This is a genomic window from Pseudomonas sp. AC252, assembly GCF_979258105.1.
Window position 1 is genome coordinate 1785793 of record NZ_OZ409837.1, and the last position, 14493, is coordinate 1800285.

A 14493-nucleotide genomic window follows, 5' to 3' on the forward strand; every position below is an offset into this window, starting at 1 on the left:
TCAGTCATCCGCCTTGGCGAGCACTTGTTGGGTGTTGCGGATACCGGCCTGATCGAGGGTCAGATCAGCCTCGGTGAGTTCCAGCGGAGTGATCTGCACGGTGTGCCGCCATTGGGTATCCGCCAGGTCGCGATAGGCAGCGAGGATGCCTACGTAACGGCTGCCCTCCTCCACGCTGAGTTTCAGTTCCACGGTTTCACCCGGGCGCAGTTCGAGTTCTTCGCTGGCCACCAGGTCCGGGTTGAGGGATTCTTTGGCGCGTTCGTAGAGGCTGAAGAAATCAGCATTTTCGAAGGTCACCGGGTGCTTGAGTTCGAACAGGCGCACGACGATCGGCGACGGCCGCCCGTTGAGGTCCGGGTTGAGCTGATCGCTGCCGGTCAGCTTGAGGTTGATCTTGGTCACTTTCGAGTACGGCGACAGCGACGAGCAACCGGCCAGCAGCACCAGCACGGTGAGCGCAGTCAGCGTCTTGAAAAAGCGGTCGAGCGGCGAGACATGCGCATCATCCTTGGTGGTCGGTGTGGAGGGTGGAGATCAGGCGGATCTGTTCTTCGTAAGCCTGGGCAAAGTCGCGGGCCAGCAGACGCTCGCTCCAGTCATCGTCCTGACGCAGTGCCTGGTGGTAGCGGCCGAATGCTCTCCAGCGCCCGCCCGAAGTGGCGATCAATGGCTTGCTGTCGCGCTCGAACCGCAGGGTCAATTGTTCTGGCGAGAAGTGCTCCAGCGTGCCACGCACGGCGGCGCGACTGGCGGTGAGCAAAGCCACTTGGTGCGCCTGCAGATCACGGAATGCGCGGGAGATCGCCTGCTCGGCCGGCAGGTGTCCGGGCTTGCTTGGCTGCAACAGAATCTGCAGTGCTTCGCTCGGATCGACGGCGAATTTCAGCGGGTTCTTGTTGGTGCCTTGCACAGTGGTCTGGGCCAGACGCAATTCGTTTTTCAGCTCGGAGCGGGTACGCAGGCTTTGCTGCAAACCGCCGATGCTCTGGCGCAGCAGGCGCGCAGCGTTGAGCGCCAACGCTTCGCGTTCGTCGTGGCTGAGGCCTTTGACGTCGACGCCCAGCGCCGCGCCGAAGTGCTCCCAGAAACCTTCGCTCTGACGCTCAACGGCTTTCGGCGCAGGCGCCGGCTCGGGCTCGACCGGGGCAGCAATCAGCTCCGGGACCATCAGGCTTTCCATGTCGATGCGCGCGTAGTCGGCACGCTGACGGGAGTCTTCCGGCTTAGCGGTAGGCGACAGTAGTTCGTCGATTTCCGAGTACACGCGCTCTTGCTGTTCGAGGGCATTGAGCGGGTCGAGATCGAGGAACGCGTCGTCCGGAATGATGCTGCCAGCCGCGCGCGGGCGGCCGACTTCGCCGTCGAAGGTCGCCGGGTCACGGACCAGCCGCGCGCGGATCTCGAAGTCACCAAGAATGTAAGTGCTGCCGTGCTCGATGCGCACCGGCTCGCCCTTGTGCAGGCGTGCGCCGCTGCTGCCGTCCTGGACACCGTTGCTGCTGGTGTCGGTGAGGAAGAACGAGCCCTCGCGGTAGCTGACAATCGCGTGGTGATTGGACAGGTGACGCTTGCGGTCAGGGATGATCCAGTCGCAGTCCTCGCCGCGCCCGATCACGCCACCGGCCTGCTTGAAGGTCCGCTGGCACAGCTCGGTGGGCACGAACTGCTTGGTGTTCAGCATTTCGAAAACCAATTCCATGTTTGATGCTCCTTGCGGTCACTTGCCGCGATTGACCGCTTGCGGATCACCCAACGGGCGATAGTCGTTGTCGTTGAATTTGTAATTGCCGCTACAGCCGCCAAGGCCGCATAGAACGACGAGGGTCAGCAGGACAGCGTGCCAGTGACGAACAGACATCAGAGGGTCTCCAGGTGTAGACAAAGCACAAAGCGCCGACCCTTGCGGGCGGCGCTGAAATAAGTTTTTGAGGTGGGCTCGAAGCCTCTAGATCGGGGCCTTGAGCCATAGCCTGGAGGTACGGCGACCTCCCGTGGCGAGGGGACTTGTCCCCGTTGGGGTGCGCAGCGCCCCCATAACCTGCCAGCGCGATTTCTCAGTGAAACCGTATATGCCGGACTGCGACTGCTGCGCAGCCGGACGGGGATAAATCCCCTCGCCACAGGGTATGTGTTGGGTTCGAAGAAGTGCTGTAGCTCAACCATCAAAGTCACCCAAATTGATATTCAGGCGCCCGAGGCGGTACAGCAGCGTGCGCCGTGGCAGGCCCAGTTCGCGGGCGGCGAGGGTCTGGTTGCCGTCGTTCTTGCGCAGGCAATCGAGCAGCAATGTGCGCTCTACCTGCTCCAGGCGTTCGCGCAGATTCAGGCCGCTGTTGTCCTCGGGCATCGCTTCCAGGCGCAGGGAAAAATGCTCGGCGAGCAACTCGCCGCCCTCGCAGAGCAACACCGCACGCTCGACCAGTGCCTTGAGTTCGCGAACGTTGCCGGGAAAGGTGTAACCGCATAGATGCTCCAGCGCCGAGTCCGACCAGCGCACCGGATCACGCTGCAGAAACGTGCAGGTCTTCTCGGCGAAATGCCGGGCCAGGTCGAGGATGTCGCCTTCGCGCTGACGCAGGGCCGGCAGTTCGATCGGGAATTGCTTGAGGCGGTAATACAGGTCCTCGCGGAACTTGCCTTCGCTGACCAGCGCCGCCAGATCACGGTGCGTCGCGGCGATGATGCGCACGTCGATCTTGTGGGTGTCGTTGGAACCCAGCGGACGAATCTCGCCTTCCTGCAACACACGCAGAATCTTCGCTTGCAGCGACAACGGCATGTCACCGATTTCGTCGAGCAGCAACGTGCCGCCATTGGCCGCATCGAACAGCCCGGCACGATCGCGATCGGCACCGGTGAAGGCGCCCTTGCGATAGCCGAACAGTTCGCTTTCCAGCAGGTTTTCCGGGAACGCCGCGCAGTTCTGCACGATGAACGCCTGGGAGCGACGCGGGCCGCAATCGTGAATCGCCCGTGCCACCACCTCCTTGCCGGTGCCGGTCTCGCCACGCAACAGCACGGTGTACGGGCTGTGAAGAATCTTGCTGATCAGCGAATAGGTCTGGCGCATCGCCGCGCTTTTGCCGATCAGGCCGTAGCCGCTGATGCTCGGCACGCTGCGAGTGGCGGTGGCCGATTCGGCTGCTGGCTGACGCAGGCGTTGCAGCAGATGCAGTTGGCCGAGCACGAACGAGCCGAGCTGGCCAAGGGAGTCGGCGAAACCCTGCAAGTCAGTGCGACGACGACTGGCACACAGCAACAAGCCCTCAACCGACTTGTGCTGATTGACCAGCGGCACGCACAACAGCGACTGCCACGGCGTGCTCGTCGCCGGCAGAAAACTGGTTTCGTGCAGGCTGCCGGTCAGGTCGTCGAGGCACACCACGCGGTTCTGGCACAGGGCGAATTGAAGCAGTTGTTCACCGTTGTAATCCGCCGGCAGGCTCGCCGCCTGACGCGGTTGCAGCGCGCCGTCGAGGCACTCGGCATTCATCCCCAGGCAGGTGTGGGTGGCGTCGAGCAGGTACAGCTGCGTCAGTTCGCAGCCACTCAGCTCGGCCAGGCCACGGACGAACTCACTCAGCAGCGCAGCACTGTCCGCCGCCCGCGACAGACTGGCGAACTGCGCCAGCAACGCTTCGGCGTAGACCAGTGGCTGCGGCACCTGAGTGAACATCACGCCCACCTCAGACGAACTCGCAGGTCACGCTGGAGTTGCCGTCGAGCGTGGCATGCACACGCTTGAGGCTTTCGCCGGTCGCCATCGCATCAAGCAGACGATCGGCGACCAGCGGCAGCACGTGCTGATCGAGCAGATGATCGATCAGGCGCGCGCCGCTTTCGCTTTGCGTGCAGCGCTCGGACAGGTGATCGACGAGGTTCTGGCACCAGCTGAAGTCCAGCTGACGACGGTTCAGGCGCTCGCCGAGACGGCCGAGTTTGATCTCGATCAGCTCGCGCAGCACCGGGCCGCCCACCGGGTAGTACGGCACCACTTTCATCCGCGCCAGCAGCGCCGGTTTGAAGTGTTTGCTGAGCACCGGGCGAATGGTTTCTTCGAGCACTTCGGCGGTCGGCCGTGCGCCGTTTTCGCAGAGATCGCTGATCTTGTCGCTACCGAGGTTCGAGGTCATCAGGATCAACGTGTTGCGGAAGTCGATCTCGCGACCCTCGCCGTCGTTGGCCACGCCTTTGTCGAAGATTTGGTAGAACAGGTTGAGCACGTCCGGATCAGCCTTCTCGACTTCATCGAGCAACACCACCGAATACGGCTTCTGACGCACGGCTTCGGTGAGCATGCCGCCCTCGCCGTAACCGACGTAGCCCGGCGGTGCACCGATCAGACGTGAGACGGTGTGCTTTTCCTGGAATTCGGACATGTTGATGGTGGTGATGAAGCGATCGCCGCCATACAGCAGGTCCGCCAGTGCCAGCGCGGTTTCGGTTTTGCCGACGCCGCTCGGGCCGACCAGCAGGAACACACCGACCGGTGCGTCAGGCTTGTTCAGACCGGCAGCGGTGGCGCGCATCGAGCGATCCAGCGCGTGCACGGCTTGCTCCTGACCACGGATGCGTGTGCGCAAATCGGTGGCAAAACTGGCGACCTTGGCGTTGTGCTCGCGGGCCAGCTGCGCCAACGGCACGCCGGTCCAGGCGCTGATCACTTCGGCAACCAGACGCGGGCAGACTTCGAAGCTGACCAGACGTTCTTTGACTTGCGCAGCGGTCAACGCGGCGTGGGTTTCATGCAATTGGGCTTCCAGCGCTTCGACGCTCTGGCCTTCTTCGACTTCGGCGACCACGGTTTCAATCACGGTGCCTTCGGCGTCTTCTTCCACGCTGACGGTCGGCTCGACGGCTGCGGCTTCGCGGGCCTTGGCCAGTTGCTGACGCAGTTCCAGCAGGCGCTCGGCCAGTGCTTTTTGCTCAGTCCACAAGGTCTCGAGCGCAACCATCTCGCTTTCGGCTTCGTCCAGCCGCGCTTCCAGTGCCTCCAGCGCTTCGTGGTCGATCAGCAAGCCAGCTTCGGCATCGCGGCGCAGCGCCTGGCGCTGACGGCCACCTTCAGCCAGTTCGCCACGCAGGCGCTCGAGACTTTCCGGGGCCGCAGCGAGGCTGATGCGCACGCGGGCGCACGCAGTGTCGAGGACGTCGACAGCCTTGTCCGGCAATTGCCGACCGGCCAGGTAACGCGCGGACAATTCAGCAGCGGACACCACCGCGTCATCACGCAGGTAGATGCCGTGGCTCTTCTCGTAGACCTGAGCCAGACCACGCAGAATGGTCACCGCTTCGCTGACAGTCGGTTCGTGCAGTTGCACGGGCTGGAAGCGACGGGCCAGCGCCGGGTCTTTCTCGAAGTATTTCTTGTACTCGGCCCAGGTGGTCGCGGCGATGGTGCGCAGTTCGCCACGGGCCAGCGCCGGTTTCAGCAGGTTGGCCGCGTCGGAACCGCCGGCATTGCCGCCCGCGCCGATCAGCGTGTGGGCTTCGTCGATGAACAGAATGATCGGTTTCGGCGAGGCTTTGACCTCGTCGATCACGCCTTTCAAACGACGCTCGAATTCACCTTTGACGCTGGCGCCGGCCTGCAACAGGCCCATGTCCAGCGACAGCAATTCAACGCCTTTGAGCACCTGCGGCACTTCACCAGCAGCGATGCGCGAAGCCAGACCTTCGACGATGGCGGTCTTACCGACACCGGCCTCACCGACGACGATCGGGTTGTTCTTGCGGCGACGGGCGAGGATGTCGACCATCTGCCGGATCGCGCCATCGCGGCACAGCACCGGATCGAGTTTGCCGTCGCGGGCCTGCTGGGTCAGGTTGTGGGTGAAGCGCTGCAACAGCGATTCGCCTTGCGCCGGCGGTTTGCCATTGGCCGCCGGTTGCTCCTGTTGCGACAGGGCAAATTCTTTCAGGCGATCGATGTTCAGCTTGGCGAGTAGCGGCTGATAACGGCTGCCGGCATAACGCATCGGATTGCGCAGCAGCGCAAGGATCAGCGCCGCATCTTCAACCTGGGTCTGGCCCAGTTCGAGGTTGGCCACCAGCAGTGCGTCTTGCAGCCACTGCACCAGTTCCGGGGCGAACACCGGGTTGCGCGAAGCGCTGTGCTCGACCCGCGATTGCAATGCAGCGGTCAGTTCACCGGCGTCGACGTCAGCATCTTGCAACGCGCGCGACAGCAAGCCGTTCGGGCGTTCGAGCAAGCCCAGCAGCAAGTCTTCGACCAGAATCTTGCTGCCGCCACGGGCGACGCAACGCTCGGCCGAACGTTCCAGATCACGACGGGTTTCGGCGTCCAGCGCCTGGATGAGTTGTTGCAGGTCTACGTTGATCATGGCTCACGTCCTTAATGAATTTTGCTGCCCAGGGTCACCACGCCGTCCGCTTTCTCGCGGCCCAGCCAGCTGGTCCAGCCGAGGCGACAGGCGTTCTGCTCACCGATGCGCAGTTCGCGGATTTCTTCCTGGCGCAGGACCAGGCGAATGTCGTAATCGAGCGGGTCACGCAAGGTGAACCGCACCAGCGCGCAGAGCGGCTGGTAGCCGAAACCGATCGGCAGGAATTCATGGAATCGCTGCCAGTCGAGTTCGGTGATGTGAATGCGGAATTTGCCGCTGCGATCGCGCACGTGTTCGCCCAGCACCAGGTCTTCGCCGAGTACGCTGTTGGCGCGGCCCAAACGATTGCGCTGCTCGTCGAGAATTTCCACGCGGCGCTCGATGCACTGCTCGATGACCAGGTCTTCGTGCTTGAAGTAGTAACGCAGCACGGCTTCGATCAACGCCGCCGAGTGCGCTCGCAAACTGAGCAGGCCGAGGTACGGCAGCAGGCGTTTCCAGTTGAGTTCCTTGGCCTTGCGGATCTCGTCGCCGCCCAGGCCGATCAGCGCAAAAAGTTGCGCCGAGAACGGGTCGATCGCGCCGCTCTGGAAGCTCGCGCGGTAACGGTACTTGCGCCAGATCGGCAGCATCAGCCGTTGCAGACGATGGTGGAACAGGTCGAGAAAATTGCGCGTCGGGTTGCCGTCCTCGCTGTCACCCAGGGCTTGTTCGCCATAGAACGCCGGCAGCGGCGAACCGGAGCCGACCAGACCGATCAGGTTGAAACGCATGCGCGCGCGCATCTTGCCGTGCTCTTCGAAAAACTCCACGCGATCGACGTCGCTGCGCGGAAAGCCCAGGCTCGGGTTGGCCTGAAACTCGACCTGATCGTACAGATCGTCTTCGCTCAGATGCGGGTGTGCCTCGCGCAGCCGGTCGATCACCAGCAGCACGGCCTGAAACAGCGAGTACTCGCGTATTACCTTGGTCAGCCCGCTTAAAGCAGAGGCTGCAGGCCCATACGTGGTGTCCATTGGTACACCTCTCCCTGTGTGCTTTTTACCCGCAGCTCATGGAATGAATTGAGACTGGCGTAAAGCGCGAAAAACTCGTTGAGAACCGAAGCGAAGACGAACAGGTCGCCTTCGCCGATATAGCCTTCCGGGTCGATGGTCAGTTCGGTGCGCAGACCGCGCACCGGCAGACCGCGATGCAGGCGGTCGACGTGGTGATGCTTGATGTGCTTTAGGCCGCCGAGCAGGCGTTTGCTGACCTTTTCCGCGTGCTGGTCGTAGTAGCGAGGCAAGTCGTAGGTTTCCAGAATCACCTTCAACGCATTGACGTCGGCCAGCGACAGATAGTTAAGCGACATGTTGCTGATCAGCTTCCACAGGAAGTCACGGTTCAGCGGCGGCGCGAAGCTCGACGTGGCCGGGGTGATGTTGCGGAAACTGAGGAATTCCGGGGTCTGCTCGCTGGCCATGCAGATGTCGCCGAGCTTGAGCTTTTTCGGCAGGTTCTGGTTGGTGCACATCAGCTCGATCGACAGGGTTTCGTGGGCTTCGGTGTGGCGAATGCCGAAGCTCAGGTAAGTGTCGAGGCCGTCATGCAACAGCGACGAACGCTGGCGGATGCTGTAATGCGGACGGCTATTGGGCACGTCGAAACTCGGGTCGTGCTCGAAGGATTCGAACGGCACGTACTCCTGATAACCGAGGCCGCCGGGTTTCCAGCCGGTCACGGTTTCCACCGAGAACACACCGCAGTTTTCCAGGTCGTATTCCGCCGGCAGCAGGAGGTACTCGTCCTGCTTGCCATCGAGACGAATCGGCAGCGCGTCGTGCTCGAACAGATTGACGATCGGCGTGCAGAACAGCTTCACGTTATCGAGCGTCGGGCGCATGCGCATGATGCCGCTCTTGCGAATGTCAAAACGCAATTCGAGGCCGCGCATCTGCTTGAGGGTGTCTTCCGGCAGCGCCTTGAGGATGTCCAGACCGTTGACGTCGACAAACAGGAATTTGTCCTGGAAGGCGAAGTATTCCTGCAGGTAGCGATAGCCACGGAAAGTGTTGAGCGGATACGGAATCAACGCTTCTTCTTCGGCAAAACCCACCGGTTTCACCCGGTCGCCGGGAATCTTGAACGCCATCGGCTTGCCGCTGACGCCATCGATCGGCTTGCCGGCGCCGTCAAGCGGGATCAGTTCGATGCCATCAAGATTGCGCAGCAGGCTCAGATACAGCATCTGGCTGATGTAGCGCTCGCCGGCAAAGTGCAGGCGCAATTTGCTCAGCTCCAGTTCGCCGAGGTGGCCGTCAGCGCTCATTTCCAGGCGCAGGCTGAGCAGCGAGCCATCGCCCTTCACCGAGTAATTCAGCGCGGCCAGATCCAGCGGCAACACCTCGGTCGGGTAGCAGGTGCGGAAGCGGCAACGCACGTCTTCGATCGGCTTGCTTTCAATCGGCGTATCACGCTCGACGCGCAACGCCGGCCCGGAACGCTTGAGCGGATCGAACTGCAAAATGCTGAACGCCGGCAGCGGGCGCATGTAATTCGGCCACAGCAGTTGCATCAGCGAATGGCTGAGCTCCGGCAGCTCGTCATCAAGCTTCTGCCGCAGGCGCCCGGTCAGAAACGCAAAGCCTTCGAGCAACCGCTCCACATCCGGATCCCGCCCGGCCTGCCCCAGATACGGCGCCAGCGCCGGACTACGCTCGGCGAAACGGCGACCGAGCTGGCGCAGTGCGGTGAGTTCGCTTTGGTAGTAGTGGTTAAAGGACACGGGTTACCTGCCTGGTAGTGGAACTCATCAAAAAAATATCCTGTAGAGCGCGACGGTCACGCCGGCACAGACATAGCCGCCAATCAGCAGGAACGGCACAACCGAGATCCAGCCGTACGCCATGTAAGCATCACTCAGCGGACGGACGATCAGACTGAACAAGCCATACAGCATCCAGGGCACGGCATAGAACGGGATGAACTTCACTGGCGCCCACCAAACCATCCGCAATGCCTGTTGCTCGTTCCGGCGCTGCGCCGATCGGGACATCCACAGCGAGAAACCCAGAAGCCCGGGAACGCCCCACCACAACAGGTACTGCCAATAAATTCCGGACGACTCGGATGTTAAATACTCGCCATTCCACAGGTCATAGGAAGTAATCGCCAACACCGCCAGCAGTGGCAGCCACAACGCAGCCATGAAGAAGCTGAGTTGCGCGCGACTGAGCATAAGCATCTCGCTTGATGAGTCGGTCATCTGCGAACCTCCACAGCGTGATCCATGCACCATGTGCGGACATCGCGCTTGTCGAAGCCTGCGCACCCATTGTCTTTTGCGATCACGCGATATGGATGTTCAGGGACGTACGCAAAAAAGTAATAGTTGTCCCTGTCCTCACCGTAGAGCCAGTAAGACGAAGAACCTTGATTGATTTCGTAAGGTTCGAATGTCCAGATGGACGACTGCGCAGGGATAAAATTTTCGCGGTCCATCAGCAACATCAAAGCGTTGGAAAGCGCGTGCGCAGAAAAATAGAGCATGCAGGCGAACGCTCCCACCACGAATAGCAAGCGCTGCAGCCAAATCATTCCGAAGCGACCTGAATCGGTCATGCATCCGCCTCCTGCCCCGGGGTCGCTGGCACGTATCTATTCATCGCTGCGCAACTCCCTGTTTTTGCGGCGTGATCGCGACACCCGTATAGACATAGAGCTCTTCACCGCCGTAGCCACCAATTGCCGCAGCGCTGAGTGGATGGCTGTCCCTGGTGCCATATCGAACCCAGCCTTCAGTCCACATCCCACCATTTTCGTGACGAATTTCCACGTAATAGTCCGGCGCTTCGTGCTTGGTAATCTCGACGAATACCCCGCCATCCTCGGCTCCAACCCACAACGCGTGGGGATGAGCGAACAGCTTTGGCTCGGTCGAGCTTTCCATTCGCACCAGCAGCGTCAAGCCGACCACAATCGTCAGCAAACCGACCGAGCTGAGAAAAGCGATGAGGCATTGCCAGGCTCTGAGTTTCATCGAGCCAACCCGAACAAGTGCTTCATGGGCAGAGAGCCCCGTTATCGACTGTCCACGAACGGACTGCTTTTTCTTCGGTTTTTTTGGTGCTCGCTATTTCATTTCGCAAGGTCTGCGCATCGATAGACTTAGTCGCGTTCTGGCTTCTGATCGACAGGCTGTACTGGTCGCTGATCTGACCCGATACGTCTTCACCGAATGACTGGTAGTTACCGATGGAACTGCGCTGGTTCTGGTTTAACGTGAAACTGCGTGGCTGATCGTCATAGTTGGAGTCGTTCGCCAGCGTCAGCTCCAGTGGTACTCCACAAGTGTTCAGCAGGTAAACATCATTGCGATAGACCTGCTGCGCAGCGCATGCAGTCAGCGAAACGAAGCACGCGAAGAAGCTTGCCCATCTCATCATCAAAATCGTCCTTGGCAGTTTCATGGACAAACCGATGCCTCGCTGATTGTCCACTCGCGCTGTGTCCCTTCGCTGACCTTTCGCACACCATTCAGGCGCGTACTCAACTCATGGCCGTCGATGGTCCTGGTACCAGCGGCGTCCTTGATCGTCAGCAGGTAATTGCCCGGAATTTGCTCAAACACGTCTTCGCCATAAGAGACAAAGCTTGCCACCAGCGCGCGCTCGCCTTCCCCGACCTTCATGTTGCGGTCCAGCGAATGCATGTTGGAGCTGTTGGAAGCCTTCAATTCCAGAAGCTGGCCGCAGCGGTTTTCGATGTACACGTGGTTGTTGTAAACCTGCTGCGCAGCGCAGCCGTACAGAGAAAAACCATCAGGATGAAGCCGGCGAATCTAGTCATCAAATTCGATCCTTGCCAGCCAGAGCAGGCTTTTAACGTCTTGCTCGGAAGCGGCCATGCGCATCTGCAAACTGGAAGCCGACTGGGTATAGCTGCTGAAATAATGCATGACATCCACTTCCCCCGTGCCTGGCGTCGGGTGGTTCGCCTTGGGGTTCTGCATCAACGTAGAGGTTTCTTTGTGGGTCCAGGAATAACTCGGGATGAGTCCGCCACCGTATTCGTTGAGAATCAAATGCCCAAACTCGTGGGCCGAGGTCTCTTTGAACTCCTCCCGGGCAAAGTTGGCAGCATTCGCAGCCGTGAGGCCTTGCCGCTTGACGAGTTGGTCAAAGGCATAACCGGCGTTGTGATAAACCTTTCTGGCAATCGCAAGACTGGTAGAACGACCGAAGTCCGCCGATAGCGAATCAATCAGAGGGAAATTCCCGGCTTTGGGCTCGACGTTGATCTCGGTTTTGACGGTGACTTTGTACAGGCCTTTGCTGGTCGTGATGCCCTCAGCGATACCGCCGCCGCGTGAGCCATTACGCGACCAGTACAACTCGATACCTTCCTTGGCCCAGCCGAGCAACGTGCTGAAAGGCGTGGGTACCAGTCCGGCGGTGGAACCACTACTGCCGCCGTCTGAAAAGCTCGGGCGTAACGTGACTTCAACGGTCTTGGCGTTGCGGTCGATGCGCGTATCGACCCACTTCACCTCTCCAGCCGAGCAATCAAGCTTCACTTCAGTCACGTGCTGTTTCCCCGCCCCGGTCGCGGTGAGGCGCACTTTCAGGTTCGGGCTTTTCAGGACTTTGGTATCAAGGATGCCGGCCGTGTCGTAGCCGTCCCATTGCCATGGATGCTTGCCTGGTGGCAGGAACGGCGCAGTGTTGGCTTCGGCGTATACCAGCTTCTCGCCGTCCAGCACTTCCAGCTTCACACTGTCAGCTGCGTCCATGCGGTTCTCGACAACGAAATCGACCAACTCACGGTTTTTCGATGTTCCTGATTTCAGCTCGTCGAAGTCTGGAATTTCCAGCGGCGTCAGTACCGAGTTGCCACCGGACTTCAAACCCAGTCGGTAATCCAGCGCCGCGACAAGCGCTATAGCGGCAAGCCCCGAAAATGGCGCTGGCGTATGCGAATTGCCGATAATCACCGTCCCGGACCCAGCCGTAACCTTGTTCCCGTGAGATCCAACGGAGCCGACCGTGGCGGCCGGTTTGCCATTGATCAAGACCGTGGTCGCCAGATCGCCAACCAGCGCACCACCACACGCCGAGGCATCGCCTTGGCGGGCGGCCGCGAGGCCGTCGAAGAACACGTCGCCGGAACCGGCGGCGATCGGGTTTGTACCGTGGCCAGGAAGTGGGCAAGCGGTGGGGTCGGATACGCGTGCTGCGGGTTTGCCAGACATCGGGGATCTCCTTAGGTGACCTTGACTTGACCGCTGCCATCCAGGCGCGCGGAAAAACTGACCTGACGCTTGAACCCTTCAACTTCCAGCAGGCCTTCGATACTGAAGGCCAGGCGCAGTTGATCGTGGTCACGCGGCAGGGAAATGACACGCACATTGCTCAGGCGTGGCTCGTAGGCTTCGATGAAGTTTTCGATAGCCAGGCGGGCCTGACTCAGCGAGTCGTGCAGGCTCAGGCGCATGTCATTGAGATCGGGCAACCCGTAGTCGGCCAGCGTTTGCACGCTGCCGGCCCGGGTGCTGAGCATTTTGGCCAGATGGGCAGCCACTGACGCCATGGCGCAAGCCTCAAGGCTGTTGCCCTTGCGTAGTTGTGCGTCGCCGTTGAGGCGTTCGAACAGGCTGCCGTATCCGTCCATGAGTCGCTCTTACTCTTTGTCCAGCTTGCCAACCAGCGACAGGGTGAAATCGGCACCCATGTACTTGAAGTGCGGGCGCACGTTCAAGCTCACGCGGTACCAGCCCGGCTCGCCTTCAACGTCACTGACGATGACTTGCGCAGCGCGCAGCGGACGACGGCCACGGACTTCGGCGCTCGGGTTTTCCTGGTCGGCCACGTACTGACGGATCCACTTGTTCAGTTCCAGCTCGAGGTCGGTACGCTCTTTCCACGAACCGAGTTGCTCGCGCTGCAACACTTTCAAATAGTGAGCCAGACGGTTGACGATCATCATGTACGGCAGTTGGGTGCCGAGCTTGTAGTTCAGCTCTGCGGCCTTGCCTTCTGCGCTGATGCCGAAGAACTTCGGCTTCTGCACCGAGCTGGCGGAGAAGAACGCCGCGTTGTCGGAGCCTTTACGCATGGTCAGGGAGATGAAGCCTTCCTCGGCCAGTTCGTATTCACGACGGTCGGAAACCAATACTTCGGTAGGAATCTTGGTTTCGATTTCGCCCATGCTTTCGAAATGGTGCAAAGGCAGGTCTTCAACCGCGCCACCGCTCTGCGGGCCGATGATGTTCGGGCACCAGCGGAATTTGGCGAAGCTGTCGGTCAGCTTGGTGCCGAACGCGTAAGCCGTGTTGCCCCACAGGTAGTGCTCGTGGCTGTTGGCAACGGTTTCCTTGTACACGAACGATTTCACCGGGTTTTCTTCCGGATCATACGGGTTGCGCAGCAGGAAACGCGGCACGGTCAGGCCAACGTAGCGCGAGTCTTCCGAGGTACGGAAGCTCTGCCATTTGGCGAATTGCGGGCCTTCGAAGTGGTCTTTCAGATCTTTCAGATCCGGCAGGCCGGTGAAGCTTTCCAGGCCGAAGAATTTCGGCCCGGCGGCAGCGATGAACGGCGCGTGGGACATGCACGAAACGCTGGCCACGTACTGCATCAGCTTGACGTCTGGCGAGCTTGGCGACATGTAGTAGTTGGCGATGATTGCGCCCACCGGCTGACCACCGAACTGGCCGTATTCAGCGGTGTAGATGTGCTTGTACAGGCCCGACTGCATGACTTCCGGCGAATCTTCGAAATCGTCCAGCAGGTCTTCTTTGGAGACGTTGAGGATTTCGATCTTGATGTTTTCGCGGAAGTTGGTGCGGTCGACCAGCAACTGCAGGCCACGCCACGACGATTCCAGCGCCTGGAAATCCGGGTGGTGCAGGATCTCGTCCATCTGACGGCTGAGCTTGGCATCGATCTCGGCGATCATGCGGTCAACCATGGCTTTCTTGACCGGCTCACCGTTGTTCTGCGGCTTGAGCAGCTCTTCGATGAACGCCGACACGCCACGCTTGGCGATGTCGTAGGCTTCGTCGTCCGGGGTCAGACGGGTTTCGGCGATGATGCTGTCGAGAATGCTGTATTCGCCGCTGGCGGCGCTCTTCTCTTGTGCTGCGCTAGTGCTCATTGTGTTG

13 protein-coding genes and 2 pseudogenes are annotated in these 14493 nt (G+C 60.5%); all 15 read right to left on the reverse strand.

Features of this window, described 5'->3' with window-relative positions:
- Positions 1–500 (reverse strand): annotated as a pseudogene (gene tssJ, locus ACZZZ4_RS08375) (type VI secretion system lipoprotein TssJ).
- Positions 501–505: 5 nt separating this feature from the next.
- Entirely contained in the window at positions 506–1702 is a 1197-nt protein-coding gene (gene tagH, locus ACZZZ4_RS08380) for a type VI secretion system-associated FHA domain protein TagH (RefSeq protein WP_016772508.1), read from the reverse strand.
- 18 nt (positions 1703–1720) lie between these two features.
- Entirely contained in the window at positions 1721–1861 is a 141-nt protein-coding gene (locus ACZZZ4_RS08385) for a hypothetical protein (RefSeq protein WP_003229566.1), read from the reverse strand.
- A gap of 297 nt (positions 1862–2158) precedes the next feature.
- Positions 2159–3679 carry a sigma-54 interaction domain-containing protein gene (locus ACZZZ4_RS08390; RefSeq protein ID WP_463547610.1) on the reverse strand — a complete coding sequence of 507 codons (1521 nt, stop codon included), beginning with the start codon at positions 3677–3679 and terminating at the stop codon, positions 2159–2161.
- Positions 3680–3689: 10 nt separating this feature from the next.
- Positions 3690–6347, reverse strand: coding sequence for a type VI secretion system ATPase TssH (gene tssH, locus ACZZZ4_RS08395; protein WP_463547611.1), 2658 nt, complete (start codon positions 6345–6347; stop codon positions 3690–3692).
- An 11-nt stretch (positions 6348–6358) separates the two neighbouring features.
- Entirely contained in the window at positions 6359–7366 is a 1008-nt protein-coding gene (gene tssG / locus ACZZZ4_RS08400) for a type VI secretion system baseplate subunit TssG (RefSeq protein WP_024014824.1), read from the reverse strand.
- Positions 7330–9117: a type VI secretion system baseplate subunit TssF gene (gene tssF, locus ACZZZ4_RS08405; RefSeq protein ID WP_463547612.1), complete on the reverse strand. Its 1788-nt coding sequence runs from the start codon at positions 9115–9117 to the stop codon at positions 7330–7332. The genes tssG and tssF overlap by 37 nt, the downstream gene beginning before the upstream one ends.
- A gap of 27 nt (positions 9118–9144) precedes the next feature.
- Positions 9145–9597, reverse strand: a complete 453-nt coding sequence (locus ACZZZ4_RS08410) for a hypothetical protein (RefSeq protein ID WP_039757336.1) — start codon at positions 9595–9597, stop codon at positions 9145–9147.
- Positions 9594–9953: a hypothetical protein gene (locus ACZZZ4_RS08415; protein WP_463547613.1), complete on the reverse strand. Its 360-nt coding sequence runs from the start codon at positions 9951–9953 to the stop codon at positions 9594–9596. The genes ACZZZ4_RS08410 and ACZZZ4_RS08415 overlap by 4 nt, the downstream gene beginning before the upstream one ends.
- 40 nt (positions 9954–9993) lie before the next feature.
- A complete protein-coding gene (locus ACZZZ4_RS08420) occupies positions 9994–10371 on the reverse strand; it encodes a hypothetical protein (protein WP_039757332.1) in 378 nt (125 codons plus the stop codon).
- Positions 10372–10393: 22 nt separating this feature from the next.
- The gene (locus tag ACZZZ4_RS08425; RefSeq protein ID WP_205884319.1) at positions 10394–10801 is read right to left on the reverse strand and encodes a hypothetical protein; all 408 of its coding nucleotides are present in this window, start codon (positions 10799–10801) and stop codon (positions 10394–10396) included.
- Positions 10798–11103, reverse strand: a complete 306-nt coding sequence (locus ACZZZ4_RS08430) for a hypothetical protein (protein ID WP_463547614.1) — start codon at positions 11101–11103, stop codon at positions 10798–10800. The genes ACZZZ4_RS08425 and ACZZZ4_RS08430 overlap by 4 nt, the downstream gene beginning before the upstream one ends.
- Positions 11104–12288: 1185 nt before the next feature.
- A pseudogene (locus ACZZZ4_RS08435) lies at positions 12289–12582 on the reverse strand (PAAR domain-containing protein); the annotation flags it as partial.
- Between the two features lie 11 nt (positions 12583–12593).
- Complete coding sequence (gene tssE / locus ACZZZ4_RS08440; protein ID WP_007920274.1) at positions 12594–13001, reverse strand: type VI secretion system baseplate subunit TssE; 408 nt, start codon at positions 12999–13001, stop codon at positions 12594–12596.
- A 9-nt stretch (positions 13002–13010) separates the two neighbouring features.
- The gene (gene tssC, locus ACZZZ4_RS08445) at positions 13011–14486 is read right to left on the reverse strand and encodes a type VI secretion system contractile sheath large subunit (RefSeq protein WP_016772499.1); all 1476 of its coding nucleotides are present in this window, start codon (positions 14484–14486) and stop codon (positions 13011–13013) included.
- Positions 14487–14493 lie beyond the last annotated feature (7 nt).